Here is a 25714-nt window from a genome sequence, read left to right on the forward strand (position 1 = left end):
ATAGGGGCTTTTTTTAAAAGCTAAATGTATAGGTCAGGAAGAAGTTGTTGGTTTTTGTTGTAACCGTGGCTGCATCCGTAAAACTTGATAGCAAATATACCTGCATATCTCTTTGCGAGTAGGCGTAGGCAAAATCAAGTCGGGAGAACCCAAAATCATAACCAATCCCTGTGGAGAATCCATGTAGGTCACCAATGGTTTTCTCGTTTTCATACGGACTTTGTTCAAAGCGATATCCTCCTCTCAGGCTGACTTGTTTCATGCGGTATTCAAATCCAGTTCTAATTTCCGAAGCTTTTCTCAATGAGTTAGACATTAAAGTGTTGACAGAACTGTAAAATATATCGTTTTCCGGTTTATATTTCGTAGTGGAATAGTCTTTAAGGGTGTAATCAAAACTGATTAACCCTTTTTTGCCAAACAAATAAGTCACACTACCGTTGAATTTTTGAGGAGTATGTAATTTATAGCTCGGATAAACATTAACTACTCCAGGGTATGCATAGGCTGCTGATGCTACATTGTTAGGATCACTGTATCTTGATGAAATGTCCTGTGAAAGTTCGTCTGTAAGATTATACCAGGTAGGTGATTCATATGCAAATCCAACCCTGAATTCTTTGCTTAATTTGGCTATGGCTCCAACGCTTAAAGAAAAACCGCTTCCATAAGTGTGCATATAATTGTTGAAAACGACACTGTGAAGCGTGTTTCCGGTTAAGTTGTTGGGACCAGAGTTTGATTCATATAAAGAGGAATACTGAAAATAATTGTTGAAATGAGAATTCAGATTAATCCCTAAATAAAGTATGTCTTTGTAATCGGTAGCAAAATTAAAACTCAATTTTCCGTTGTATCCCGATGAGTTAACCATGTTGGTTTGATAATAGGAAGTGTTTCTGGGTACATTTGAGGTATAGGAAGTGTTGTCTGCCGCTGTGGTAACAGGATCAAACATGTAGGCTCTGTATCCTAACCACGCCTGCTGATCAGGAAAAGGTAAACTTTCATACGGGGCTGTATTTAATACATTTAATTGTATTCCGCCAAGTCCGCCGAATCCGTTTGCAAAAGAAGTAAAGTATTCACTTATGGAGCGGTTCGGATTTACCCCCTGAGTATAAATGTCATTGTCAAAGTCATTTGTGGTTTCATAGTTGATGGCAAAAGTGAATCTTTTCCAGTCGCTGTTCGGTTTGGTGTTGTAGAAAACAAAAGCGGCTCCTATTTCGTTGAAATTAAACGTGGTGGTGTTGTCTTTGGCCATTCCGCCATAATAATCCGACTTGTTGCTGTTGTTGTATACGCTCATGGTTAACGAAGAAGCATTGCTGTTGAATAACGCTGATCCGGCCGGGTTGACGTTAATCGCTGACAAATCGCCTCCAACAGCTCCAAAAGCACCGCTCATTCCCCGGAACCGCGCGCTACCCTGAGTGTTGTCTATAGCATAACGTAGTGCCGTCAAAGGAGTGGGTTCTTGGGCGTTTGCTATTAGTGCTGACAAGAAAAGGGCTGTGTAAAGTAAGTATTTTTTCATGACAAATCTGGTTTAAATAGAAATAAAAACCTAAGCCCAATTGAATGAGCTTAGGTGATTTGAAAATTTATCTTCGGCCTCCGCCGCCACCGCCGCCACCGCCGGAACGACCTCCGCCGCCACCGCCTCCGTAGCCACCTCCGCCATAACCTCCGGAACTTCTAGGTGAAGAAGGTGTAGAATAGCTTCCTGAACTTCTAGGGGAAGATGGTGTGGAATAGCTTCCAGAACTTCTCGGGTTTGAGTAACTTCCAGAGCTTCTAGGAGTTGAATAGCTGTCGTTGCTTCTTGGGGTAGAATATTGGTAATTTCGTGGTTGTGTTCCCTGGCCGTTTCTAGGAGTTGAATATTGTCCGCTGCTTCTTGGGTTGGTGAAGTTTCCGCTTCTAGGCGTTACACTTTGATTGTTTAAACTTGAGTTTGCGCTTGGGTTGTAATATTGGCCACTGCTTCTTGTGTTACCTCTTGTGCCTGATGTAGCGCTATAATTTCTTCCACCATCAGCTCTGGTGCCTGAAGAATTGTATTGCGTTGGATAGCCTCTTCTGTTTCCGTTGGTGTAAGAGTAGCTGCTTCGCCCTCCGCTGTAGGCATAACCGCCTCTTGTGCCGTAAGCATAGTTGCCATAATAGCCGCAGTAGCCATAATGGTATCCGTAATAAGGGTAGTAGCAGTATGGGTTGTAATAGCCCCATCCGTAATATGGATAACCCCAGCCCCAGCCCCAGCTGATGCCCCAGCTCCATCCATAGTAAGGGTAGTACCATCCGTAGCCGGAATACCAGGGATTGTAGTAGCTATCGTAGTAATTTACGGTTACGTTTTTTGAATTTTCACCCCAACCGGCATAATTATCTTGCTGTTTGTAAACAATGGTGTCGTTGGTGGTGTCTGTAATGGCTCCGCTGTCATTAGGTGAATAATTGTCTTTATTGGCAGCAAAGTACTCTTTGTATTTGCTGTTTTGTGAAACATTGGCTTCTGTGTATTGATATTGAGGTTTTTCGGAAGAACCGTAAACGCCATCATTGTCGTAATATGATGAGTTCTGATAGGAACCACAAGAAGAAGCCAAAAGTCCTACTAGTCCAAATAGTATATAAATGGATAAATTTCGGCCGGATACGTATATAGTTTTCATATCGATGGTGTTTTTTATTGTTGGACATAACAAAATTAGTTAGTTTTGTCGAACTATTTTCATTAAAGTAAGTTAAACAATATTTGTGCCAAAGTATTAAAAATGAGTAAGAACTTAACGAAGCGATCAGAAGATTATTCCAAGTGGTATAATGAACTGGTTGTAAAAGCAGATTTAGCAGAAAATTCCGGAGTAAGAGGTTGTATGGTTATCAAACCGTACGGATATGCAATTTGGGAAAAGATGCAGGGAGAATTAGACCGTATGTTCAAAGAAACAGGTCACAGCAATGCGTATTTTCCGTTGTTCGTTCCGAAAAGTATGTTTGAAGCAGAAGAGAAAAATGCCGAAGGATTTGCTAAAGAATGTGCTATTGTTACGCATTACAGATTAAAAAACGATCCTGATAACAAAGGGAAATTAATGGTAGACCCAAATGCCAAACTGGAAGAGGAATTAATTGTTCGTCCTACCAGTGAAGCAATCATTTGGTCTACTTATAAAGGCTGGGTACAATCCTACAGAGATTTGCCGCTATTGATTAACCAATGGGCAAATGTGGTGCGTTGGGAAATGCGTACACGTTTGTTTTTGCGTACTGCTGAATTTTTATGGCAGGAAGGACATACAGCGCATGCTACTAAAGAAGAAGCATTGGCGGAATCAGTGCAGATGATGAATGTTTATGCTGATTTCGCTCAGAATTTCATGGCTATTCCGGTAATGAAAGGTGTGAAAACCGAAACCGAGCGTTTTGCCGGAGCGGAAGAGACATACTGTATCGAAGCTTTGATGCAGGACGGGAAAGCACTTCAGGCAGGAACTTCACATTTCTTAGGGCAAAACTTCGCTAAAGCATTTGACGTGAAATTTGCGAATAAAGAAGGGAGACAGGAGCATGTTTGGGGAACGTCTTGGGGAGTTTCTACCCGTTTAATGGGGGCTTTGGTGATGACGCATTCCGATGATAACGGATTGGTGTTGCCTCCGAATTTAGCACCTATTCAAGTGGTAATTGTTCCAATTCACAGAACGGAAGAGCAATTAGAAGCAATTTCTGCACAAGTTAGTGAGTTAATGAAGGAATTGCGTAAGGTAGGTGTTTCAGTTAAATTTGACGACAGAGATACCCAAAAGCCAGGGTTTAAGTTTGCAGAATGGGAATTGAAAGGAGTGCCCGTTCGTTTGGCTATAGGTCCTAATGATTTGGAAAACGGAACGTATGAAGTGGCGCGTCGTGATACTTTAACAAAAGAAACGGTTTCTAAAGAAGGGATTGTGGGTCATCTTCAGGGTCTGTTGGAGCAAATTCAAAGCGATTTGTTTAATAAAGCATTGAGCTACAGGGATACACATATTACCGAGGTGAATTCGTTTGAGGAATTCAAGGATGTTTTGGAAAACAAAGGTGGTTTCCTGGCAGCACATTGGGATGGTACTCCAGAGACGGAAGAAAAGATAAAAGAACTTACAAAAGCGACCATTCGATGTATCGCTTTGGAGCGAAAAGAAGAGGCGGGAAGCTGTGTTTTTACAGGCAAACCATCCTCAGGCAGAGTGCTTTTCGCTAAAGCGTATTAAAAAAAAATAATTTTTTTGAGATAAGTGTTGCAAGAATAGAAATTAGTTGTATTTTTGCAACCGCAATGAAGAAAAAAGACGGCCCGTTCGTCTATCGGTTAGGACGCCAGGTTTTCATCCTGGTAAGAGGGGTTCGATTCCCCTACGGGCTACAACTTTTTTCTTTATTGCTTTACTGGCCCGTTCGTCTATCGGTTAGGACGCCAGGTTTTCATCCTGGTAAGAGGGGTTCGATTCCCCTACGGGCTACTATTTATTGAAAAATTGGGCAACCAAAGAAATGAGCTTAACGGCCCGTTCGTCTATCGGTTAGGACGCCAGGTTTTCATCCTGGTAAGAGGGGTTCGATTCCCCTACGGGCTACAAAATTAGTTGTGATTAAGTTTTATAAAATAATGATTCAGTGTCTCGAATCATTGTTTTATTGGTTAAAACCAAAGTGATTGTTCAGCAATTGTGGGAGGTTTTTCTTTTTTAGCTAATAGTTTAAAATAATTATTACAATTAAAAAATTAAAAAAATGGCAAATCATAAGTCAGCTTTAAAAAGAATTAGAAGCAACGAGAAAAAAAGAGTATTAAACAGATACCAACATAAAACTACACGTAATGCTATTAAAGCAATCCGTTTAGCAACTGATAAAACTGAAGCATCTGCGAAATTATCTTCTGTAATCTCTATGATTGACAAATTAGCGAAGAAAAACATCATCCACGCTAATAAAGCTTCAAACTTAAAATCAAAATTAACAAGACACGTAGCTGCTTTATAGTAGGCGTTCTTTGAAAAATAATCAAGCTCTCATCATTGAGAGCTTTTTTTATTATTATCAATAGGTTAAAATTTAGCTAACTAGTTCATAGTTAGTATTTTTAATTCAAAAAATAGTTGTACTTTTGCACCTTCAAAATTTGTATATGACTTCAATTAGAAACATCGCGATTATTGCTCACGTTGACCACGGTAAAACAACATTGGTTGACAAAATTATGTATCACTGTCAGTTATTCCGTGAAAACGAAAACACAGGTGATTTGATCTTGGATAACAACGATTTAGAACGAGAAAGAGGAATTACCATCACTTCTAAAAACGTTTCCGTAACTTACAAAGGAACAAAAATCAACATTATCGACACTCCTGGTCACGCCGATTTTGGTGGTGAAGTAGAGCGTGTATTGAATATGGCGGATGGTGTTTGTTTATTGGTGGATGCTTTTGAAGGCCCAATGCCACAAACCCGTTTCGTATTGCAAAAAGCGATTGATTTAGGATTAAAGCCATGTGTGGTTATTAATAAAGTAGATAAAGAAAACTGTACTCCGGAAGAAGTTCATGAGAAAGTTTTCGACTTAATGTTCGAATTAGGCGCTACCGAAGCGCAGTTGGATTTCCCGACAGTGTACGGTTCTGCTAAAAATAACTGGATGTCTGATGACTTCAGAAATCAGACTGAAAACATCGAGCCATTATTGGATATGGTTTTAGAGCACGTTCCGGCTCCGAAAGTATCGGAAGGAACTCCTCAGATGTTAATCACATCTTTAGATTTCTCTTCTTTTACAGGACGTATCGCTATCGGTCGTTTGGAAAGAGGTGTTATGACTGAAGGTATGCCAATCTCTTTGGTAAAAAGAGACGGGAAAATCATCAAATCAAGAATTAAGGAATTACACACTTTTGAAGGTCTTGGACGTAAAAAAGTTACCGAAGTAATTGCTGGAGATATTTGTGCGATTGTTGGTATTGAAGGATTTGAAATTGGAGATACTATTGCTGATTTCGAAAACCCGGAAGCATTAGCGTCTATCGCCATTGATGAGCCAACCATGAGCATGTTGTTTACGATTAATGATTCGCCATTCTTTGGTAAAGAAGGTAAATTCGTTACTTCAAGACACATTAAAGATCGTTTGGCTAAAGAATTAGAGAAAAACTTAGCGTTAAGAGTTGGTGATACCGATTCAGCAGATAAATTCATGGTATTCGGTCGTGGTGTATTGCACTTATCGGTACTTATTGAAACAATGCGTCGTGAAGGATATGAATTACAGATTGGTCAGCCACAGGTAATCATCAAAGAAGTTGATGGTGTTAAATGTGAGCCAATTGAGGAATTGACTATCGACTTACCGGAAAACCTTTCTGGTAGAGCAGTAGAATTTGTTTCTGTTCGTAAAGGAGAAATGTTAAGTATGGAAGGTAAAGGCGATCGTATGATTGTGAAATTCAACATTCCTTCTCGTGGGATCATCGGATTGAGAAATCAATTACTTACCGCTACGGCTGGTGAGGCGATTATGGCACACCGTTTTATCGGGTACGAACCATTTAAAGGTGAGATTCCAGGAAGAAATAACGGGTCGTTAATCTCTATGGAGAACGGAAAAGCTATTCCTTATTCTATTGATAAATTACAAGACAGAGGTAAATTCTTCGTTGATCCGAATGAAGATATCTATGAAGGTCAGGTTATTGGTGAAAACACCCGTAGCGATGATATGACTGTGAACGTAACTAAGACTAAGAAACTTTCTAACGTTCGTTCGTCTGGTGCTGATGATAAAGCAAGAATTATTCCTGCTATCAAATTCTCATTGGAAGAAGCATTAGAATACATTCAAAAAGATGAGTATGTTGAGGTAACGCCAAAATCGTTACGTTTACGTAAAATCCATTTGACTGAAAATGACAGAAAACGTTTCAAGATTGCATAATCTTATCGTACTATACAATGAAAAGCCACTCAAACGAGTGGCTTTTTTTATTATTTCGGTTTTCCTTTGAAAAGTAGATTTACGATTGCTAAAATAACAATGGCACCAATGGCACCGGTTAAAATCGCCCCTAAAATACCGGTTCCAAGACTTATCCCAAGCTTACCTAAGAGCCAATATCCTACAAAACTTCCTAAAATACCAACAACGATATTGCCTAATAATCCCAAACTGCCTCCGCTGAAAATCTGGCTCCCCAACCATCCGGCTATAGCCCCGATGATTAATGTCCCTATTAATTCCATAATGTATTGGTTTATAAGTTGATAGCTACAAAGTTACCACTATAAATTCACAAAACGATATCATTTATAGTATGAATATTGAGAAGACTTATCGCTTTAAAGTGAAATGGCCTTTTATATTTCTGCCATTATCCAAGGTAAGGTTAAACCAATAATCATCCGATGGCAATGCAGAATTGTTTAAAGTACCATTCCATCCATCGTTTAGAGGGAAAATATGTTTTACAAGTTTACCGTAACGATCAAAAATGAAGAGTTTGGAATTTGGATATTCACTGTCAAGATTTTTAATTGCCCAAATATCATTGTAACCGTCTCCGTTAGGCGTGAAAAACCTCGGGTAATCCAATACAATAATATGTTGAGGTCTAGTGGTGCCGCAACCATTTTTATCACGGACAAAAACCTGATATTCTCCAGGTAAAACATTTGTAAAAACATTACTGTCCTGATAAACGACGCCATCTAATGAGAATTCATAATTTCCGTTTCCGCTTACATGCACAGTGACAGAATTGTTCATTCCTGAAAAACTGTTTACTTCAATACTTATGATAGTTGCCACTTCCGAAGCAATAACTGTAAATGTTTTAGAAGTAACGCAATTATCCGCATTGGTAACGGTCACAGTATAATCTTCAGATTCGGAAACCGTTATGGATTGCGCGTTTTGAACAGGTGTCGTATCCCATGAATAACTGGTATAACCACTCCCGGCATCCAATACTATACTTTCGCCGTTGCAAAGTACAATTGTTTCATCGAGTAAGTTAGGAAAAGAATTTACTTTCAGAGTCACAGGAATTATTCCATAACAATCCGGTCCGTTAATAATACGTGCATAAATGGTTTGCTGATTTGCAATTGTATTTGTGAATGGTGTGTTTAGTTGGTTATTCTCGAGAAGAGCGTCCTGTGAACTTATGAAATATTTAATGATATAATTTGCTGGTAACGAATTGTTAGCAATGATTTGTTGTGATATTGCATCTAAATCAAAAGGATGTAAGCCATCTTGTGGTTCAGTTGAATCACAGATAATTACGGGGGCAAGCGGATTTACGGCATTGTTAACTGTTTGAAGCGTGATGGTGGCATAATCGACAGGACAACCAAACTTATTTTCAACTCGAACTACAATAGTATTTCCCTGGCTGTTTGAATACGATTGAGGATTAGTGATTTTATTTTGTTGGTTTTGGGCATCTGTTAAGCTGTGGTAATACCCAGTGATGGATATTACGTTTAATCCTCCCGTAATAGTTTGAGTGGCAGTGTTTAAATTAAATGCGCTGATACCATCATTGTTGTCATCACATTGGACTAAAACAGCATCATTTGGTGTAGGGACATATTCAACATTCATATAGCCGCGAACTTTACAAGTACCTACATCTGCAAGCAGCATATATACGCCTGCAGAAGCAATGGTATAGGTAGGAGAACTGATATTGATATAACCGGGAATAGGTGTGCCGTTTTTGTGCCAGGTATAGCTTCGTGTGCCTGGTACAATATAATCTGGTGTTATGGTAAGGGTTTCTCCAGGACAAAGCGGGTTTCCGTTCGCAAATAAACGATCTTCTCCCATAGCATAATCGTTACTGAAAGTATTACCGCCAATAAAAATAGCCGAATCATAAAGATTATTTGCCTGATCGGCAATAACTAACTTGACATGATATGATATTCCGGGTTCTATGTCAGCCTCTGCATTCATAATCTGCGTCTGACCGTTAAAATTGGTGGGATAGATCCTTCCGTTGAAAGCGTCAAAATATTCAGCATTTGCTGGTGGACATGTTGTTCCAGATCCTCTAACAGTGGTCACTTTTACCGGAATGGTTGTTTTTGGTACAACGCCTAGGTTCTTATAGTTTGGGGAGCTGTTTTTTTTTATCAGAAGGGCAAATCCATCAGAAGAATTACATTGGTTAGATTTGGGATTTGATAAATATTGTTCTGATGAAAATATGTAATTGAAACTTACGTAATTGGTCACCGAAACAAAATCAAATTCGACTATGGTGGCATTAACGGTGTTGTTTTCTCCGATGGCTCGCTCCAAGTCTGAATCTCCCGGCCAGTTTGTAGGTCCTTGACTAAGTAAGGTTGTGTTAGGTCCGACAGCTGATGAAGCTTTGCCGGTGGAAATAATCAACCCATGTCCTAATGGGAATCCTGAAGAATTTGCGTTAAACCAGGCATAACTTTTTTGTCCATTGCCAAAATTCCATCCAGTAATCGAAACATTTGTCGGTTCCACACAGCTTTCAGTCGAAAAAAGATCCTTGACCAATTGTGTAGGAGTCTTGGTATTGTCAATGGTAATATATTGCGCATTAGAAGATATACTGAACAATACGAACAGTAGGAGTAATGGTATTTGATATGGGATATAGGATGTATGCATAGTACCTTAAAGATACTACAAGTCTCTCTTTTTCAGAATTTTAAACGACATAATAACAAAAATAACTGTCCAAATTAACGCGATGAAGATGGAGGAGAAATGAACATTGTAATCCTTGATGTTTTCCACTCCAATTTGAGTGCTGACTGTTTTAATGAAATTCAACCTACTTATGGGTTCTATGATCAGATTGGACATTGATTCAAGAGGGAAAAATTTAAAGATTGTATTGGCTCTGTCGAAATCATCAAATACAAATTTGCCCATTATTCCGTAGGTGACTTTTTCTATGAAAAACCAAACCATTAAAAAACCAAGCGCAAATGCAGAACGTTTGATTAATATGCCAAGAAATAGACAGAAAGAGAAAAAAGCAACCAACTTGATAAAATAAGCCATCAGGTATTCCAGATCCGAAAAAACAATACCTATTTCATTATAGGAAGAAAATGAATAACCTAAGATGAGGGTAACGATAAAGACAAACACTGTTGAAATTCCGGCAAATAAAAGTACGGTTAGAAATTTTGACAGAATGAATTCTTTTTTACTCATTCCGTCAATAAGATTTTGTTTAAGCGTCCCATAGCTGTACTCGTTTGCTATCATCGAAACGATAACAACAGCCAAGAAAAGTTTTAACCACGCCACAAAATAAGTGTTGAAATGCCAGATGTAAGGGAAATTAAAGATACCGCTATCGGCTGCATTAAATTTAAAAGGGCCTAAATCGAATTTGATCGAGGCAACTAATGAAATAAAGCAGATCAGTACAAAATAGGTGATGATCAGTACGCGGCTAGCGTGGTTTTTCCAAAGTTTTTGTAATTCTATATTTAAAAGTCGTTTCATTTTTTATTTGGGAATTAGTCCCGAAGGCATATCGGGTCCATTTTTTTGAATTTGATTAGTTGCTAGTGTAACTCGAATAGCTATTGATGATTGGTTAGCTGCAGAAACTGTTCTTCCAGGCTGTGTTTTCGTTTTACCAAAAGCTGAAGGCTGATATTGTTTTGGAAAAGGTATCGGTTCAAATCGGCAGCTTCCAGCGGTGATTTTAAAAAGACATACAATTTTCCGTCCTCTTCGTCAATTTTGTCAACTGCACTATGGCGTTGAAGCAATGCTTTTAATTCATTATTGTTTTCGGATTGCAATTCAAAAAATCCTTCGCTGGCCATTATTTCATGCACAGAGCCCGAGTACAGAACTTCTCCTTTTCTTAATACAATTACATGTGTGCATATTTTTTCAACTTCATCTAGAAGGTGGGAAGCCAATAAAATGGTGGTTCCTAAAGAAGCGATGTGCTTAATGATGTCTCGAATCTGTCTTATTCCCTGCGGATCCAACCCATTGGTAGGTTCATCCAGAATGAGTATTTCGGGGTCATTTAATAAGGCAGAGGCAATAGCCAAACGTTGTTTCATCCCTAAAGAAAAAGTTCGAAACGGACTGTCTTTTCGATCCGATAGGCCAACAACCTCAAGCTTTTCATCAACTTTATCATAATGGATACCTTTGATATCACAAACCAATTTCAGATTTTCCTCAGCTGTCATATAAGGATAGAAATTCGGTCTCTCGATGATAGCCCCCACTTTTTTTAAGGCGTGGTGGGTGTCTGTTTTTCCGTCAAACCATTTATAATTTCCCGAAGTTTTGTTGACAACATTAAGGATGATTCCCAATGTGGTTGATTTTCCACTTCCGTTCGGACCTAAAATACCATAGACATTTCCTTTTTTTATTTCAAATGAAACATCTTTTACGGCGTGAATTTTTCCGAATTTTTTATTCAGGTTGTCAATTGTCAGTATAGTTTCCAAAATAACTTTCTTTAGGTTATTAATAGGACGAACTATTCTATAATTTGTTACCGACAAGTTGTAAATTACTGATAAGGTACAATTTCAGGTCGGCCAATCTGAAAATCAGGGAGCCTGATATAGTTGTTTTTGTAGGCATTCGATCTAAACACCTCATCTCCAACCCCGGGAATGGAAGGATAATAGGCAAATGAAAGAATGAAACTGTTAAAAACCATGTAGTCATTACTGATTATAAATCCGACTCCAAATTTTGAATACAATTTACTTTGAAATAATTTTTCGGTTGAACCGCTTAGCATACCGAATTCCATACTATAGAAAGGACTTAGTCTGAATCCGTACAACTGGCCGGGAACATAAGATTGCGTCTGAAATGTCACCAACATTTTTTTAGAGCCTTTTCGCCTGTCCTCGAAACCTTCAATACCTGAATTACCACCTAAACTGATTAAATCACTTTCTGTCTCCAACCGATTATTCCCAATTGTTAATTGCGGTTTTATAAATTGACGAAATTTCCAATTCCCCAATTCGAATAATGGTGTGAAATAATTCATTTCGGCATTGAAGGTTGCTTGTTGGTTGCGGTCGTCTTTAAAAAAACTGCCCGCCTCAAAAGTAGCGGCCAGAAATCCGAAAGTATAATACCCTCCAACCGAATACCTTCCTCCAAAATAATATCGCTTAACGTTGTTTTTATATTCTACACCACCTGTAACGGAATAGGTTTTTCCGATTTGAACGTATTCGGGAATTCCGTAATTGAAAAGGTATTTGTCGGCTATATATTGACGGGAAGTAACCCCAATACTCGCCAGGTATAATCTGGAATTGGTGAAATATCGGATGCTGTCGTAAACTGCGCTTGGACTTTCTGTATATTTTAGGTTGTTAAAGCGAAATGTTGTTACCAGGTTGGTGACGTGTTTTTCCTTTTTGGTTTTTTTGAAAATCCGGATGGCGTAACCGGCCCAATAATCTTCAGATTCAAGTTTGAAATTGCTGTAAAGGGGGATTCGGTTTATTGCTTTTATGGAATCTTTGTAAAAACGCTCATCAAATATGATTCCCCCAGCCCATTTGGTGTAAGCAGAAAAGAAAGGGCGGCTGAAACCGATTGCCTTATAATAATCATTATTGTATTTTTTTTCGTACAGAAGTGTAGTACGGATAAAGGTGTTTTTAAAATTGGGAACGATATAGCGCATTTCATATGCATTTTTATTATCCGAAAAACGCTGTTTGAAAATGTTCTGAAATTCGTGGCCTAAACCCAAAAAATTGCGTTCGGTTATTTCAAAACTCCCATTTGTTTGCGATAAATAGCCAGAAGGAATCAAACTCCAGGAATCCAAAACGGTAATTTCAATATCAATAGAGTCATTGGAATTAGTTGGGATCGGTCTTATGGCAACTTTCCGAATGTATCGCTGCTGCTGAATTAAACGTTCGGATTCTTTTATCAAGAGTGAATCCAGAAGGTCGTTTTTTTTGAATAATAACTGATTTCGGACGGTCCAGTGCTTTGTTTTAAGATGGACTGCATTTCCTTGTCTTTCGAACCATGTTTTGGGATTTTTTTCATAACCATTAATATCAAACCCGAAGGGATCTAAAGTAGTAATGTTAATATTTCGGATAATTTTACATTGGTAGTATTCGAAATTTATGGTGCGAATTGGAGCACCACCCCTTTTAGCTTTATTTTTTCTATCGGTTGGTTTAAAAAGGAGACGGTGGAGGAATTTAGTGAATTTTCTTTTTTTGGAATAGTTTTCAATATTGCGGAACATAACTTCTGTTGAGTCCGTTTTTACTTTTGTCGAATCCTTTTTAACAGGAACAACCTGTGCAGCTAATGGTTGCCAGAAACAAAAGAGCAGGACTATATATAAAAGCAACTTTTTGCACATATTTTGAAAGTGGGAATCGACTAGAAAATCAACTAATAAATTTACTCTTTATTGTTCTGATAATCAAAAATAAAAAAAGAGGCCTGTTGAGCCTCTTTACTATTAACTTTTTTGTTCTTTGTTAAAATATACCAGATAATAATACATCTGCTTTTCTTCATCCCAACCTTTTTCCACAAATTTTTCGGCACTTTCCGGATTGATGAAATCTAATTTAATCTGAATGTTCGTATCCAGTTCAATTACGTTTTTCATTTTCTTACGAGCATCCGAAACGGCAGCATTCGCAATAGGGAAGGAAGTCAAATCTTCAATACTGTATTTTTCTCCTTTGTCTACTTTATAGTTTTTGAATTCCGAAATCAAATCCGGATTGTCAATTACTTCGTTAATGAAATTCGTCTCTTCAAAATTGTCGTTTTTAGCGAAGTGGTTTACAGCACGGTTCATGAACATCACTTCTTCTTTTTTGTCTTCAGCAGGAAGTACTACTTCTTTAGCAAAGTCCTGACAGAATTTCAGGTATTTTTTAGTGATGAAATTCTCATCCTGGAAAGCATCTACCGATAAGAAATGCTCCAACCAGTAGCGTGCATCATAACGGTTACTGTCTACGGTTAAGATTTTGTAACCTTCTTCTTTTTTATAGTTGAAGATCAAGCAGCCTTTGTCTAATTTGTTCAGACTGATTCCCTGTTGCAGGATCATGTCTAAATTAGTGTCTTTCTCTTCAAATTGAAGGAAATCGGCTTTGATTTCACTTTTGAAAACACCGATAGCGTCAACCACATTGTTGTCAATTGAAACATTTGTTAAATAGGTCACATACACCTCACCGTTTTTAATGTGCGGATGGTTTGATTGCTCGAACAAGTGCTTCGTAATTTTTTTAGAAACCTCATGTACACTGCCTGGATTAGCGAAAATCTCATTCGCATAATTATACATTTCGTTATAATCTAAATCCACATCGTGAGCAAACTGAAAGTAATTTTCCTCTTTATCTCTGAAGGGTTTAAAGAAAAACTCTTTCAAAAGAGGCATAATCTCATCATTCAGGTTATAAGGTTGTTCCGAAAGGAAAATAGCTTCATTGCGGCTCTTGTTTCCAACGCGGTGGATGGAAAGGTTGTCTATGTGTGTATTAAATAAATTGATCATTAGGGTAATATTTTAGATGAAAGAACCAAGAAAAAAGAATCGTACTTAAATCTTGGTTCCGTTAATTTTATTATGGAAAATCTCTTGCTTCCTGTTTCTCGCTTCTGATTTAATTCCAGTTTTCTTCGTAACCAAAATCTTCAAATGAATCATCTCCTTCGAACATATCCATGTCTTCTTCGTCGAATTCATCTTCAAAGTCGCCGTAAATGTCGTCGTTGGTAACATCAGCACCTCTAAATCCGCTTGAAGCTGCTTCGGCAGGTAGTTCACCGTGGGAGAACAATAGTGCAGGATAAGTTTCTCCTTCTTCTTTTTCTTCAATGGCAGCAAGCTCTAAGAAGAACGTCCACATGCTGAAGAAATCATAGATATACACCATTTTGGTGTTGTCCTTGTGCACTAAATCGTTGATCTTGAAATCAGCCATCGTTTTCATTTCCCCAAGAACATCTCCGGTATCAAACATCGGGATTTCATCATCTTCATTCCATGTCCAATCGTTTTCACAAGTGAAAAACGAACCTGTTTCCGTACCGTCAAAGCCAAAAGCGTTAACGACAGCATTGTGTAAATCTTCTAAAGTATCGTCTTCAAGGATTGCAATATCTCTAAAAATGTCTTCCTCGGCATCGAGGATTACTCGGAATTTATAAACCATGACCTTATTATTTTTTTGAAAGGTCAAAGGTAATTATAATTTTAGATTTCAGATTTCAGATTTGCGTTTTGTTGATAAGATTTTAATCAACTCTCGTAGAATTCGATAGGCAAATCATCAGGATCTGAGATGAAAAAAAATCGCTTGCCTGTGAATTCGTCGATTCTGATAGTCTCAGCCTCGAGGTTGTTCTGAACCAAAAAACCTCTGGTATTTTCGATATCATCCACTTCAAAGGCAAGATGGCGTAATCCGGCTGCTTCCGGAAGGGAAACTCGTTTTGGAGGACTCGGAAACGAAAATAATTCTACCACATAGTTTCCGTTTAAAGCCAAATCAAGTTTATAGGATTGGCGTTCTTTCCGATATATTTCCTGCAGGATTTCAAGACCTAAAATTTCAGTATAAAAGTGCTTTGATTTTTCGTAATCGGAACAGATAATCGCGATATGGTGAATTTTATTCAGTTTCAGCATCATTTAATTGTCTTGATTCTTTTTGAGATGACCGGAAATTTTCTTTTTCAGCTTGGTGAACTTCTTACTTGTCGGATATTGACGGTTGGAAGTCATATTGTTGAATATCAAGGCTACTGTTAAAAGGATCATCGCACCACTCAGCACCGGAGAAATTACGTATAGGTACCCCAGTTTCAAAATGGCGGGCGAACCGGTAACGGCAATCAGTGCAGTAGCACCTCCGGGTGGATGCAGGGTTTTAGTAATCTGCATCAAAACGATGGATGATGCAACGGCAAGGGCAGAAGCCAGCCAAATCATGTCAGGAAAAAGTTTGGCAGCGGTAACTCCCACAATGGCAGAAATCACATGCCCGCCAATGAGGTTACGCGGTTGGGCGAGCGGACTTTGAATCACACCATAAACCAAAACACACGACGCACCAAAGGAACCGATTAAGAAAATGAAATCTTCTCTTGGGAAAATATTGTAGTGTAAATAAGCGATAATCCCCATTCCGACAAAAGCGCCCACAAAAGCCCAAAAGTGCTCCTTGAAATCAACAAGTGTTTCCTTATACAGTACGTATTTGGCTTTTCGGTAATTGCGTTTGAAGTGTTTTGTAGGCATAAATCAGGAAACGGTTTTTGGCTGGTAACTGTAAACGGTATATGGATAAAGCAACTGCGCTGTGGTTTTGGAAACCAGGCACACGGCTAAAAGTGGTAAAAACAACGTGTAGTTATTAATCAATCCGCAAATCAGGAATAAAGCGGTGAAAGGCGCGTGAATGCTGGCACTCAACATCGCAGCCATTCCGATAATCATGAAGTTAAGCGGAATCACATCGGCATCAAAATAAGTATTGAGAAGAGATGCGGTTAGTAATCCCAAAAAAGCACCAATGAACATGCTGGGCGCAAATACGCCGCCATCGCCACCGGAAGCCAAAGTTACCGAAGTGATAATTGGTTTCAGAAGTAAGACGCCAGACATCGTAAGCACAAACGAAGTAGTCAAAACGATAGAATCAGAATTGGAAAACAAATCTTTTATAGCGTGATATCCTTCTCCGTATAATTGTGGTAAAACTAATAATGATAGGCTGATTATGGCTGAACCAATCAGGATTTTAGTGGAATGTTTTTCAATCTGCCCGAATTTCGATTTAATGTAAATTACAGATTTGGTCAGGTACACCGAATTAATTCCCGCCAAAACGCCAAGCAATAAAAAATACGGGAAAGCATACAGGTGCCAATTGGTGACTGACACTTCAAACAGCGGTTTTTCATCTAAAAGCAAAATGAAACTGTAAGCAACAGCTACCGACAAACTTGTAGTTAAGGCAAAGGTTTTGGTTACCTTCTTGGAGATTACTTCAAAGGCAAACAAGACTCCTGCAATCGGACTACAGAACAAAGCTGTGATCCCGGCGGCAATTCCGGCACAAATGAGTTCGGTTTTATGTCTTTTAAAAACATTTTCTTTTTCCTGAGCGACAGAACCAATGGCGGCAGAAGCTACCACAGTAGAGACTTCAATTCCGGTTGAGCCTCCAAAAGCAACAGTGAGCAAACCGTTGAAAAAATGGGAAGGGATTTTATAAACCGGAAGTTTTTTGGTTCGGGAACCAGTGCTTTCAAAAATCTCTTTAATCCCTTTGTTTTCTTTCTTTTTGAACAGATACTGACGCAAAAAATAGATCACAGACAAACCAAAAACCGGAAATACCAGAAAAAAAATCCAGTTTGAAGAAGCCTTATGGAAGAGGATTTCCTCATAATGCTCGGTTAAACGCTTTAAGGAAACCGCCATGAATGCACACAGAAAACCAATCAGTACAGAAACAATGCTCAGTTTTTGGAATTTGATCAGTTTGTGACTTTTACGAAGCTGTGCGGTTTTGTTCATAGGTGTAAGTAATCGTGCAAAGCGGTTTGCATCGCAAAAATAATTATCGGCTAATGAAAAAATCTTTTCAAAACGTTAAAGTTTAATTCAAAAGTCAGAACATCCAAGGCTTAATTGCTTTTTGATTTTTGCGGGCAATTTATCTTTCACCAGCGTATATGATTGTGTTACATAGTGTTTCCATTCTTTAGGCGATAAAGTAGTGATGTCTTCCACCAAAACCCATTTGTAGCGCGCCACATAAGGGGCAGGCTTGAACCCTTTTTGAGTGGAAAGTTCATCAAACTCTTCCGGAGTGACTTTGAACGAAGCAGAAGTGGGTGTTTGGTTTAATCCGACGACACAAAACATTTTTTCACCTATGCAGAAACACAAATCGTTTTCCCACTTGATATCTTCGGTAACTGACGGTAATGATTTGCAAAGTTGTTGTAAATCTTCAATATTCATAGGTTACTTAGTTGGTTTGGTTATTTTTTTATGTGTTGAAGGAACCGCCATCAAAGCAGCACTGCAATACCAGGGAGTTAATTCCACCTCAAAGATTTTTGCCTTCACAGCGGGATCCGTTTCCACTAATTTTTGTGCTTCTTCCACGGTAGCGCAGTTAAAAATGAATATCCCGCGGTAATTACGGTCGTTTTTCATAAATGGGCCGGCTACAATCAGTTTCCCTTCATCGGCAAGACGATTGATGTTAGCCATATGGCCTTCAAAATATTTTGTTTTCTCTTCTTTCGTCGCAGTTGTGTTAGAACCTGTTTTAAGGATGCAGAAAATATAGGTCTTCATACCGTTGTTGTCTCCTCCTAATTCATTGGCCAGTTTTTCGTCGTAAGTAACTTCAGTTTTTTGTGCTGAAATTATATTATTACTCAGGGCTACAAGTAGAATAAAGAATAGCTTTTTCATCATATGGATTTTTAATGATGTCTCAAATGTACAAAAACTTAGCTACTTAGCGTCCCAGTCCCTTAGCCCCTTTTAAAAAACAATTCATCCCTAAAAAATAACAATTCGGAATTATTTTTTGGGTTTTCCGTTTTTTCTTACGCAAATTTGCTCTGTTAAAATTACAGAAATGAAAACCCTTATTACCCTATTAGTTTTTTTATGCAGCATGAGCCTGTTTTCGCAAACCACGATTTCAGGAAAAGTTTTGGACCAGAAAGGAAAACCTGTTGAAGGAGCTAACGTTTTTATAGAAGGAGCTTATGACGGAGCGACATCTGATGCAAACGGGGATTTTTCTTTTACAGCATCAGAGAAAGGCAATCAGGTATTGGTAATTACTTTTTTGAGTTTTGAAACGCAGAAAGTTTCAATCGTAATTGAAAACTATAAACCGCAAACCATTAAACTTAAAGAAAGTGTGAATACGCTTGATGCCGTTGTGATTTCTGCAGGAACTTTTAAAGCAGGCGACAATTCGAAAGCAGCGGCTTTAAAACCTTTAGATATTGTTACAACAGCCGGAGCCGCGGGCGACATTATAGGTGCATTGCAAACGTTACCGGGGGCGCAGATTGTAGGGGAAAGTGGGCGTCTGTTTGTACGCGGTGGCGAATCTGATGAAACGCAGACATACGTAGACGGAATCCGCGTTGCACAACCCTATAATGCTACTGCTAACAATATTCCGACACGCGGGCGTTTTTCTCCTTTTTTATTCAGTGGTATGACTTTCTCAACAGGCGGTTATTCGGCTGAGTTTGGAGATGCTTTGTCAAGCGTACTGTTGTTGAATACAATCAACGAAGTGGATAATGAGGAATCGAATTTTTCATTCATGACTGTCGGTCTTGGAGCCAGCAACGTTCAGAAATGGAAGAAAAGTTCCTTAAGCGTCAATTTGACGTATATCAATTTAGAACCTTATCAGAAAGTTGTTAAACAAAATGTTGATTGGGAAAAGCCATATCAGTCTATGTCAGGCGAAACGGTATTCCGACAAGGGTTTAACAACGGATTATTTAAATTTTATGCCGCATTTGATTATACGACGTTCAATCTGAATCAGAAGAATGTTAATTTTTCCCAACCCATAAACGTGGATACACAAAACAATAATTTTTATACGAATGCCTCCTATAAAGGCAATTTCGGGGCAGGTTGGGGCATTCATGGCGGAATCAGTTTCGGTTACAATCAAAATAAAAATGAGGTCGACAGAAGCAATCTGAAAAACAGGGAAAATGCATCACACATGAAACTGAAACTTACCAAAAAGTTCTCAGATAGAGTTCATCTGGCTTTTGGAGGCGATTATTTCATTACCGATTTCGAGGAAAATTACAACGATATCACTTTAGGTGAATTTAAAGATGGGTACTACAACAATATAACAGCGGTTTATGCCGAAACGGATATTTTCTTTTCCAAAAAACTGGCAGCCAAATTAGGTCTTCGTGCACTAAACAGTACTCATATTGACAAGAGCAGTATAGAACCAAGGATTTCATTGGCTTATAAAACGAGTAAAAACGGACAGGTTTCTTTGGCCTACGGTGATTTTCATCAGAATCCGGTTCAGAATTACTTGAAATTCCATTCGGATTTCAATTACGAAAAAACATCCCATTATATCCTGAATTACATATATTCTGTAAACGGAAGAACCCTGCGGGCCGAAGTCTTCTATAAAGATTATTCCGATTTGGTAAAATACGATACTTATACGCCACTATTTAACAGCAACTACAACAACAATGGTTACGGTTACGCAAAAGGACTGGATGTTTTTTGGAGAGATAATAAAACAGTTAAACATCTTGATTACTGGATTTCGTATTCTTACATAGACAGCAAACGCGATTATAAGAATTATGAAACCAATGTGATACCAAACTTTGTGGCTAATCATACGCTTTCTGTGGTGACTAAATATTGGATAGAAGACTGGAAATCGCAATTGAGTATTACGAACAGTTTTGCCACCGGACGCCCTTACGATAATCCCAATGAAACAGCATTCATGAACGGAAAGGCTAAAGATTACAATAGTCTGAGTATGAGTTGGGCATATTTGCTTTCGCCTCAGAAAATTTTGTATTTTTCCGTATCCAATGTGTTGGGAAGGGATAATATCTTCGGATATGACTATGCACTTTCTCCCGACAGCAATGGAGTATATCAACGACAAGCCATTACACAGCCTGCAGACCGCTTTTTCTTTATAGGTTTCTTTTGGACAATCAGTAAAGATAAGAGCAAGAATCAGTTGGATAATTTGTAGGAAAGAGACAAGAAGTAAGGGATAAGGGATAAGGGATAAGAGGGAGGCCCAAAGTTTTAAAAACAGTTCATCCTTGAATTTCGACAGTTCAGTAAGTATGAATTTTAAAGTAGTAAAAACTGAAATACCTTTGGAGTCTTAAATCAGAAGAAGTTTTAATCATCAATAAAAATCAATCATTAATCAACTAAAAAAGAACATTATGACACGAATTATCACATCATTAGTATTATTTATCTGCAGTTGGGCATTTTCACAATCGTCCGCTACAAGTTCACCCTACGAACAGGGAATGGGGAAAGCGATGGGTTTATGGAAAGAAGGAAAATCAGCTGAAGCAACTGCCATTTTCGAGCGAATTGCTTCTGTAGAGAAAACAAATTGGCTGCCTAATTATTATGTTGCGTTCATCAATACTATCGAAGTTTTTAAATTACAGGACAAGTCGAAAGCTTCTGCATTATTAGACAAAGCACAACAGGCCTTGGACAATGCCACAGCGGTTAGTCAGAATAACCCAGAGCTGATGGTGGTTCAGGCGCTGATTTACACTGCTTATATTGTTCAGGATCCAATGACCAACGGGATGAAATATTCCAGCAAAGCAATGGAACAGTATTACAAAGCACAAGCCCTTGCACCTGAAAACCCAAGAGTTGTTTTCTCTAAGGCTGAATTCGAAATAGGTGGTGCAAAATATTGGGGAACTGATACAAAGCCTATGTGTGCTGAGGTGGAGCGCTCCCTCGGACTTTTTGCTAAATTTAAGTCAGAGACTGCTTTTCATCCAAGCTGGGGATTAGATCGCGCTAAAGAGGTTTTGGCTAACTGTGGGAAATAAACGGTCTCAAATCAAAATCTGATAAATTCAGTAATCAATGAATAAGTATCTCAAAGAATTTTTAAAATCGATTGTTTTAGGACTGATCATATTTGTAGTGCTGATCTTTGTAGGTTTGCTCACAGGTAAAAAGATTGCCTTAGACAACAATCTGCTGATGAATTTTCAGTATACCTTGTTGTATTCGGTTTGTCTGTACATGGTTAACTCTTTGGTATTTGTTTTTTTAGATAAGGTTTTTACGAATAACAGGTTTACTTTTAAAAGGATTCTGATTGGATTTTTCAGCTCTTTTGTAGTGTCGGTTTTAACTATCTTCCTTTTGAGGATTTTCGAGGAAGTTGTTATAGAAATGGATTCTTTTGAAAGCTTTATAGAAAATGAGAAGGCTTCGGATTATTTAGTGGCCACAATCATGACGTTTATTGTTACGCTGATTTTTCATGTAATATTTTTTTACCGTTCGTATCAGGAAAACAGGGTTAAAGAACAGAAGATAATCGCTGGAACGGCATCTGCAAAATTTGAAAGCTTAAAAAACCAGATTGATCCGCATTTTTTGTTTAACAGTCTGAACGTATTAAGTTCGCTCATTGAGGAAAACCCGGAGAGTGCTCAGAAATTTACATCTTCGCTTTCCAAGATTTATCGCTACGTCCTGGAACAACGGGATAAGGAACTGGTGAGTGTTGAGGAAGAGCTGGCTTTTGCCAAAACGTATATGAATTTGCTAAAGATGCGTTTTGAGAACAGTATTTTTTACGAATTACCAGAAAAAGTAAATAATCCTGAAGCGAAAGTGGTGCCTTTGTCCTTGCAGTTACTGCTGGAAAATACGGTAAAGCATAATGTTGTAAGCGAAAAGAAACCTTTACATATACGGATTTTTGAACAAAACAATTGTCTGGTGGTTCAAAACGATTTACAGAAAAAAGAAGTCTTGAAAGACAGGCAAGGGGTTGGTTTACAGAATATAATCAACCGATACGCAATTCTGACCGAACGTAAAGTCAGTATCAAGCAAACCGAAAAAGAGTTTACGGTAGAATTACCGTTATTAACGAAACAAATAGGAATTATGTCAACCACATATAAAACAAACGATGATTCGTCCTATTACAGAGCTAAAAAACGGGTGGAAGCCATTCGCGGATTTTACGGAAGTCTGATATCGTATTGTGTGGTTATTCCGGCGCTGGTTTTTATCAACCTTTATTTTTCGCCTAAATTTCAATGGTTCTGGTTCCCGATGATTGGTTGGGGTATGGGACTTTTTATGCATGGTTTTGGTGTTTTCGGATACGGATCCAGATGGGAAGATCGAAAAATCAGGGAAATACTGAATAAACAGAATGACAAACAAAACTGGAAGTAATCATGGAAACAAATTATAACGAAAGAGAACAATTGGAACGAGCAAAAAAAAGAGTCCAGGAAATAAAAGGTTTTTACGGACATTTAGCAGTTTATGTCAGTGTGAACATATTCTTTTTGGTAATCAACCTGTTAACATCACCGAAAGATTTATGGTTTTTTTGGCCAATGTTAGGCTGGGGAATCGGAGTAACCTTTCATGGATTACGTGTTTTTAATTGTATTCCATTTTTCGGGAATGATTGGGAAGAGAAAAAAATACGCGAGTTTATGCGAGAGGAAGAGCTTCAGAAGATTGAATTAAAAGATCAGCATAATGGAAAATAATATTGACAATTTCGACGAACGCTACGAAGATGCTCAAAAAAGGGTAAAGCGGTTAAAAGGTTTTTATTCACACCTGATAATCTATGTCTTGGTAAATATTTTGATTGTTTTTATCAATATTAATAATCTGAAACCGGGAGAGAGCTATTTTCAATTTGAAAACTTTTTTACTGCTTTCTTTTGGGGAATTGGTTTGTTGGCACATGCTGTTAGTGTTTTCGGGCATCATTTGATTTTCGGAAAAGAATGGGAAGAGCGGAAGATCAAAGAGTTCATGGAAAAGGATAAACAGGAGCATGAAAAGTGGGAGTAGTTTTTGAAGTCAGAAAAAACGGAAGTCAGAAAGTAGAAAATCAATAGTATTTAAGACTGTAGGTAAAAAATAAACCTTAACATCTCAGAGCCTTAGTGCCTTAAAGAAGATATGAACATCATCATAATAGAAGACGAAAAACCGGCTGCCCGTTTATTGCAGCGTAAAGTTGAAAAACTCGGATTGAATGTGGCTACTATGCTGCATTCGGTGGAGGAGTCACTGGAATGGTTTCAGAATAACCCTCATCCGGATTTAATTTTTCTGGACATTCAGTTGTCTGACGGTTTGTCGTTTGAGATTTTTGAGCACTTCGACAAAGCTCAGCGCCCTATCAAAAGTGCTGTAATCTTTACCACGGCTTATGATGAATATGCTTTGCGTGCCTTCAAACTAAACAGCATCGATTATCTTTTAAAACCGATTGATGAAGACGATTTGGAAGTAGCGGTAAACAAATTCAAAGCCCGAAACCAGCCGCAAAACTTGTCGTTGGATTTTGAAATGATTAAGAAGATGCTGGTAAATCCAATCGATAAGAGTTATAAAAAACGCTTCACGGTTAAAATAGGTCAGCAGTTAAAATTGATTAATGTTGATGAGGTGGAATGTTTCTACAGCGAAAACAAAGGAACCTATCTGCATACATTAGACAATCGCGATTATCTGTTGGATGGTACCTTAGAGCAATTGGAAGCCGAACTCGATCCGAAGGATTTCTACCGCGTCAGCCGCAAATTCATTGTTCCGATGAAAGCGATTAAGGAAATTCAACTGCATAGTAATTCACGTTTAAAAGTCCTTCTGCAAACATACAATGACGATGAGGTAATTGTGGCGAGAGAGCGCGTGAGTGATTTTAAAGAATGGCTGGGGTAAAAAAATGTTCAAAAGACAATTGAATTACTTTAATCGTCTTTTGAACACTTAACTATATTAAAAAGTTTTATTTACTAAGGCGATGCAAGGAAAACACCATCGTCGATAACAACGCGAAAGCTACCAGCTGGTGTGCCAGTCCCAACCAAAGCGGAACATGGAATAATAGCGTGAAAACCCCCAAAGCAAACTGAACGAAAACAATCGCTACCAAAGTTGTTAAGCCTTTTTTCTGAGTAGTGTTCAGAACATATTTTTTACTGCGGAAATACAAATACAGCATCAAACCAACCACTACGTATGCTATGGATCGGTGAACGAATTGTACGCCGCTTTTCCCTTCGGTTAGTCTTAATAACCACGAATCTTTTTCCAAAACAATACTTTCGTGGAAAAATTGACCGTCATTCATTAATGGCCAGTGATTGTGTATTAATCCGGCATTCAAACCAGCTACAAATCCACCGTAAATAATTTGTATGATAAGCACAACCAAGGCGATTCTGGCAATACTGCGCAATGGTTTTATAACTTCAATTTTATTTGGGTAAATCAAATCCAGCGCTACCCAAAGTGTGTAAGCGAAAGTGATGAAAGCAAAGGTCAAATGCAATGACAAACGGAAATGACTGACATCCGGATTGTCAATTAAACCGCTTTTCACCATGAACCATCCTAAGAATCCCTGAAACGCACCCATTCCCAAAAGGACAATGCATTTTTTGATAGTTTCCGAAGAAAGTCGTTTTTTGATTAAAAAGTAAACAAAAGGAATAATGAAAACCATTCCGATGATTCGTCCGATAAAACGATGGAACCATTCCCAGAAATAAATGAATTTATAATCGCTTAAATCAAAATCGTTATGTATGTTAATTAGCTGATATTCAGGGAATTTTTTATACTCTTCAAAAGCTTGTTGCCATTTTTCTTCAGTTAACGGAGGAAAGGTGTCGGTGATTAAATGCCAGTCAGTCATTGATAAACCGGAGTTGGTCAATCGGGTGATGCCACCAACCATTACCATAATGAACAATAATACACAACCGGATAATAACCAGATAATAATGGATTTGTCTTCTTTTCTCATTTCAGATTCAGCGGTATTT

Annotated in this window: 24 protein-coding genes and 3 tRNA genes; 12 read left to right on the plus strand and 15 right to left on the minus strand. The window is 38.2% G+C overall.

Annotated elements, in window-relative coordinates; translation table 11 throughout:
- Positions 1-13 precede the first annotated feature (13 nt).
- Both LZF87_RS07480 and LZF87_RS07485 read right to left on the minus strand, forming a co-directional pair.
- The gene (locus LZF87_RS07480) at positions 14-1540 is read right to left on the minus strand and encodes an OmpP1/FadL family transporter (RefSeq protein ID WP_244338133.1); all 1527 of its coding nucleotides are present in this window, start codon (positions 1538-1540) and stop codon (positions 14-16) included.
- Positions 1541-1607: 67 nt separating this feature from the next.
- Positions 1608-2681 (minus strand): hypothetical protein, encoded by a 1074-nt coding sequence (locus LZF87_RS07485; protein WP_244338135.1) that lies wholly within the window; start codon positions 2679-2681, stop codon positions 1608-1610.
- Positions 2682-2783: 102 nt separating this feature from the next.
- On the opposite strand from LZF87_RS07485, the gene proS reads away from it, so the two are divergent.
- The 6 genes from proS (at position 2784) to typA (ending at position 6979) form a co-directional block, all read left to right on the plus strand.
- A complete protein-coding gene (proS, locus tag LZF87_RS07490; protein WP_244338137.1) occupies positions 2784-4262 on the plus strand; it encodes a proline--tRNA ligase in 1479 nt (492 codons plus the stop codon).
- Between the two features lie 80 nt (positions 4263-4342).
- Positions 4343-4414: transfer RNA gene (locus LZF87_RS07495), tRNA-Glu, on the plus strand.
- Positions 4415-4439: 25 nt separating this feature from the next.
- Positions 4440-4511, plus strand: a tRNA-Glu gene (locus LZF87_RS07500).
- A 42-nt stretch (positions 4512-4553) separates the two neighbouring features.
- Positions 4554-4625: transfer RNA gene (locus LZF87_RS07505), tRNA-Glu, on the plus strand.
- Positions 4626-4782: 157 nt separating this feature from the next.
- Positions 4783-5034: a 30S ribosomal protein S20 gene (gene rpsT / locus LZF87_RS07510; protein WP_023574315.1), complete on the plus strand. Its 252-nt coding sequence runs from the start codon at positions 4783-4785 to the stop codon at positions 5032-5034.
- Between the two features lie 145 nt (positions 5035-5179).
- Complete coding sequence (typA, locus tag LZF87_RS07515; RefSeq protein ID WP_244338139.1) at positions 5180-6979, plus strand: translational GTPase TypA; 1800 nt, start codon at positions 5180-5182, stop codon at positions 6977-6979.
- Between the two features lie 50 nt (positions 6980-7029).
- Here the strand turns inward: typA and LZF87_RS07520 are convergent, their stop codons facing one another.
- The 12 genes from LZF87_RS07520 to LZF87_RS07575 all read right to left on the minus strand — a co-directional run bounded on the left by LZF87_RS07520 (position 7030) and on the right by LZF87_RS07575 (position 18548).
- Positions 7030-7284 (minus strand): GlsB/YeaQ/YmgE family stress response membrane protein, encoded by a 255-nt coding sequence (locus LZF87_RS07520; RefSeq protein WP_244338141.1) that lies wholly within the window; start codon positions 7282-7284, stop codon positions 7030-7032.
- Between the two features lie 88 nt (positions 7285-7372).
- Positions 7373-9697 (minus strand): T9SS type B sorting domain-containing protein, encoded by a 2325-nt coding sequence (locus LZF87_RS07525; protein ID WP_244338143.1) that lies wholly within the window; start codon positions 9695-9697, stop codon positions 7373-7375.
- 15 nt (positions 9698-9712) lie between these two features.
- Positions 9713-10549 carry an ABC transporter permease gene (locus tag LZF87_RS07530; protein ID WP_244338145.1) on the minus strand — a complete coding sequence of 279 codons (837 nt, stop codon included), beginning with the start codon at positions 10547-10549 and terminating at the stop codon, positions 9713-9715.
- An 80-nt stretch (positions 10550-10629) separates the two neighbouring features.
- A complete protein-coding gene (locus LZF87_RS07535) occupies positions 10630-11526 on the minus strand; it encodes an ABC transporter ATP-binding protein (RefSeq protein ID WP_244338147.1) in 897 nt (298 codons plus the stop codon).
- 65 nt (positions 11527-11591) lie between these two features.
- Positions 11592-13430 (minus strand): hypothetical protein, encoded by a 1839-nt coding sequence (locus LZF87_RS07540; RefSeq protein WP_244338149.1) that lies wholly within the window; start codon positions 13428-13430, stop codon positions 11592-11594.
- Between the two features lie 114 nt (positions 13431-13544).
- Complete coding sequence (locus LZF87_RS07545) at positions 13545-14603, minus strand: nucleoid-associated protein (RefSeq protein WP_244338151.1); 1059 nt, start codon at positions 14601-14603, stop codon at positions 13545-13547.
- 109 nt (positions 14604-14712) lie between these two features.
- Complete coding sequence (locus tag LZF87_RS07550; protein WP_244338152.1) at positions 14713-15264, minus strand: plasmid pRiA4b ORF-3 family protein; 552 nt, start codon at positions 15262-15264, stop codon at positions 14713-14715.
- Positions 15265-15350: 86 nt separating this feature from the next.
- The gene (gene gloA2, locus LZF87_RS07555) at positions 15351-15740 is read right to left on the minus strand and encodes an SMU1112c/YaeR family gloxylase I-like metalloprotein (protein ID WP_244343762.1); all 390 of its coding nucleotides are present in this window, start codon (positions 15738-15740) and stop codon (positions 15351-15353) included.
- Between the two features lie 3 nt (positions 15741-15743).
- Complete coding sequence (locus LZF87_RS07560) at positions 15744-16352, minus strand: HPP family protein (protein ID WP_244338153.1); 609 nt, start codon at positions 16350-16352, stop codon at positions 15744-15746.
- A gap of 3 nt (positions 16353-16355) precedes the next feature.
- Complete coding sequence (locus LZF87_RS07565) at positions 16356-17636, minus strand: chloride channel protein (protein WP_244338154.1); 1281 nt, start codon at positions 17634-17636, stop codon at positions 16356-16358.
- 87 nt (positions 17637-17723) lie between these two features.
- A complete protein-coding gene (locus tag LZF87_RS07570) occupies positions 17724-18086 on the minus strand; it encodes an MmcQ/YjbR family DNA-binding protein (RefSeq protein ID WP_244338156.1) in 363 nt (120 codons plus the stop codon).
- Positions 18087-18089: 3 nt separating this feature from the next.
- The gene (locus LZF87_RS07575) at positions 18090-18548 is read right to left on the minus strand and encodes a YciI family protein (RefSeq protein WP_244338157.1); all 459 of its coding nucleotides are present in this window, start codon (positions 18546-18548) and stop codon (positions 18090-18092) included.
- Positions 18549-18717: 169 nt separating this feature from the next.
- Here LZF87_RS07575 and LZF87_RS07580 point away from each other — a divergent pair, with 169 nt between their 5' ends.
- The 6 genes from LZF87_RS07580 to LZF87_RS07605 all read left to right on the plus strand — a co-directional run bounded on the left by LZF87_RS07580 (position 18718) and on the right by LZF87_RS07605 (position 24605).
- Positions 18718-20871, plus strand: a complete 2154-nt coding sequence (locus LZF87_RS07580) for a TonB-dependent receptor (protein WP_244338159.1) — start codon at positions 18718-18720, stop codon at positions 20869-20871.
- 202 nt (positions 20872-21073) lie between these two features.
- On the plus strand, positions 21074-21712 hold the full coding sequence (locus tag LZF87_RS07585) for a tetratricopeptide repeat protein (RefSeq protein ID WP_244338161.1): 639 nt from the start codon (positions 21074-21076) through the stop codon (positions 21710-21712).
- Positions 21713-21749: 37 nt separating this feature from the next.
- Positions 21750-23087, plus strand: a complete 1338-nt coding sequence (locus tag LZF87_RS07590) for a histidine kinase (protein WP_244338163.1) — start codon at positions 21750-21752, stop codon at positions 23085-23087.
- A 2-nt stretch (positions 23088-23089) separates the two neighbouring features.
- On the plus strand, positions 23090-23413 hold the full coding sequence (locus LZF87_RS07595; protein WP_244338165.1) for a 2TM domain-containing protein: 324 nt from the start codon (positions 23090-23092) through the stop codon (positions 23411-23413).
- Positions 23403-23726, plus strand: coding sequence for a 2TM domain-containing protein (locus LZF87_RS07600; RefSeq protein ID WP_244338167.1), 324 nt, complete (start codon positions 23403-23405; stop codon positions 23724-23726). The genes LZF87_RS07595 and LZF87_RS07600 overlap by 11 nt, the downstream gene beginning before the upstream one ends.
- A gap of 111 nt (positions 23727-23837) precedes the next feature.
- On the plus strand, positions 23838-24605 hold the full coding sequence (locus LZF87_RS07605; RefSeq protein WP_244338169.1) for a LytR/AlgR family response regulator transcription factor: 768 nt from the start codon (positions 23838-23840) through the stop codon (positions 24603-24605).
- 67 nt (positions 24606-24672) lie between these two features.
- Here the strand turns inward: LZF87_RS07605 and LZF87_RS07610 are convergent, their stop codons facing one another.
- The gene (locus LZF87_RS07610; RefSeq protein ID WP_244338171.1) at positions 24673-25695 is read right to left on the minus strand and encodes a COX15/CtaA family protein; all 1023 of its coding nucleotides are present in this window, start codon (positions 25693-25695) and stop codon (positions 24673-24675) included.
- Positions 25696-25714: the final 19 nt, after the last annotated feature.

Source organism: Flavobacterium enshiense (assembly GCF_022836875.1).
Classification (GTDB): Bacteria; Bacteroidota; Bacteroidia; order Flavobacteriales; family Flavobacteriaceae; genus Flavobacterium; species Flavobacterium enshiense_A.

Bases quoted from the DNA above. Each gene is read 5' to 3' on its own strand.
- rpsT (WP_023574315.1), top strand. From the start codon at position 4,783: ATGGCAAATCATAAGTCAGCTTTAAAAAGAATTAGAAGCAACGAGAAA.
- typA (WP_244338139.1), top strand. From the start codon at position 5,180: ATGACTTCAATTAGAAACATCGCGATTATTGCTCACGTTGACCACGGT.
- LZF87_RS07585 (WP_244338161.1), top strand. From the start codon at position 21,074: ATGACACGAATTATCACATCATTAGTATTATTTATCTGCAGTTGGGCA.
- LZF87_RS07530 (WP_244338145.1), bottom strand. From the start codon at position 10,549: ATGAAACGACTTTTAAATATAGAATTACAAAAACTTTGGAAAAACCAC.
- gloA2 (WP_244343762.1), bottom strand. From the start codon at position 15,740: ATGCTGAAACTGAATAAAATTCACCATATCGCGATTATCTGTTCCGAT.
- proS (WP_244338137.1), top strand. From the start codon at position 2,784: ATGAGTAAGAACTTAACGAAGCGATCAGAAGATTATTCCAAGTGGTAT.
- LZF87_RS07520 (WP_244338141.1), bottom strand. From the start codon at position 7,284: ATGGAATTAATAGGGACATTAATCATCGGGGCTATAGCCGGATGGTTG.
- LZF87_RS07560 (WP_244338153.1), bottom strand. From the start codon at position 16,352: ATGCCTACAAAACACTTCAAACGCAATTACCGAAAAGCCAAATACGTA.
- LZF87_RS07550 (WP_244338152.1), bottom strand. From the start codon at position 15,264: ATGGTTTATAAATTCCGAGTAATCCTCGATGCCGAGGAAGACATTTTT.
- LZF87_RS07565 (WP_244338154.1), bottom strand. From the start codon at position 17,636: ATGAACAAAACCGCACAGCTTCGTAAAAGTCACAAACTGATCAAATTC.
- LZF87_RS07590 (WP_244338163.1), top strand. From the start codon at position 21,750: ATGAATAAGTATCTCAAAGAATTTTTAAAATCGATTGTTTTAGGACTG.
- LZF87_RS07610 (WP_244338171.1), bottom strand. From the start codon at position 25,695: ATGAGAAAAGAAGACAAATCCATTATTATCTGGTTATTATCCGGTTGT.
- LZF87_RS07605 (WP_244338169.1), top strand. From the start codon at position 23,838: ATGAACATCATCATAATAGAAGACGAAAAACCGGCTGCCCGTTTATTG.
- LZF87_RS07485 (WP_244338135.1), bottom strand. From the start codon at position 2,681: ATGAAAACTATATACGTATCCGGCCGAAATTTATCCATTTATATACTA.
- LZF87_RS07545 (WP_244338151.1), bottom strand. From the start codon at position 14,603: ATGATCAATTTATTTAATACACACATAGACAACCTTTCCATCCACCGC.
- LZF87_RS07600 (WP_244338167.1), top strand. From the start codon at position 23,403: ATGGAAAATAATATTGACAATTTCGACGAACGCTACGAAGATGCTCAA.
- LZF87_RS07525 (WP_244338143.1), bottom strand. From the start codon at position 9,697: ATGCATACATCCTATATCCCATATCAAATACCATTACTCCTACTGTTC.
- LZF87_RS07570 (WP_244338156.1), bottom strand. From the start codon at position 18,086: ATGAATATTGAAGATTTACAACAACTTTGCAAATCATTACCGTCAGTT.
- LZF87_RS07480 (WP_244338133.1), bottom strand. From the start codon at position 1,540: ATGAAAAAATACTTACTTTACACAGCCCTTTTCTTGTCAGCACTAATA.
- LZF87_RS07575 (WP_244338157.1), bottom strand. From the start codon at position 18,548: ATGAAAAAGCTATTCTTTATTCTACTTGTAGCCCTGAGTAATAATATA.
- LZF87_RS07595 (WP_244338165.1), top strand. From the start codon at position 23,090: ATGGAAACAAATTATAACGAAAGAGAACAATTGGAACGAGCAAAAAAA.
- LZF87_RS07580 (WP_244338159.1), top strand. From the start codon at position 18,718: ATGAAAACCCTTATTACCCTATTAGTTTTTTTATGCAGCATGAGCCTG.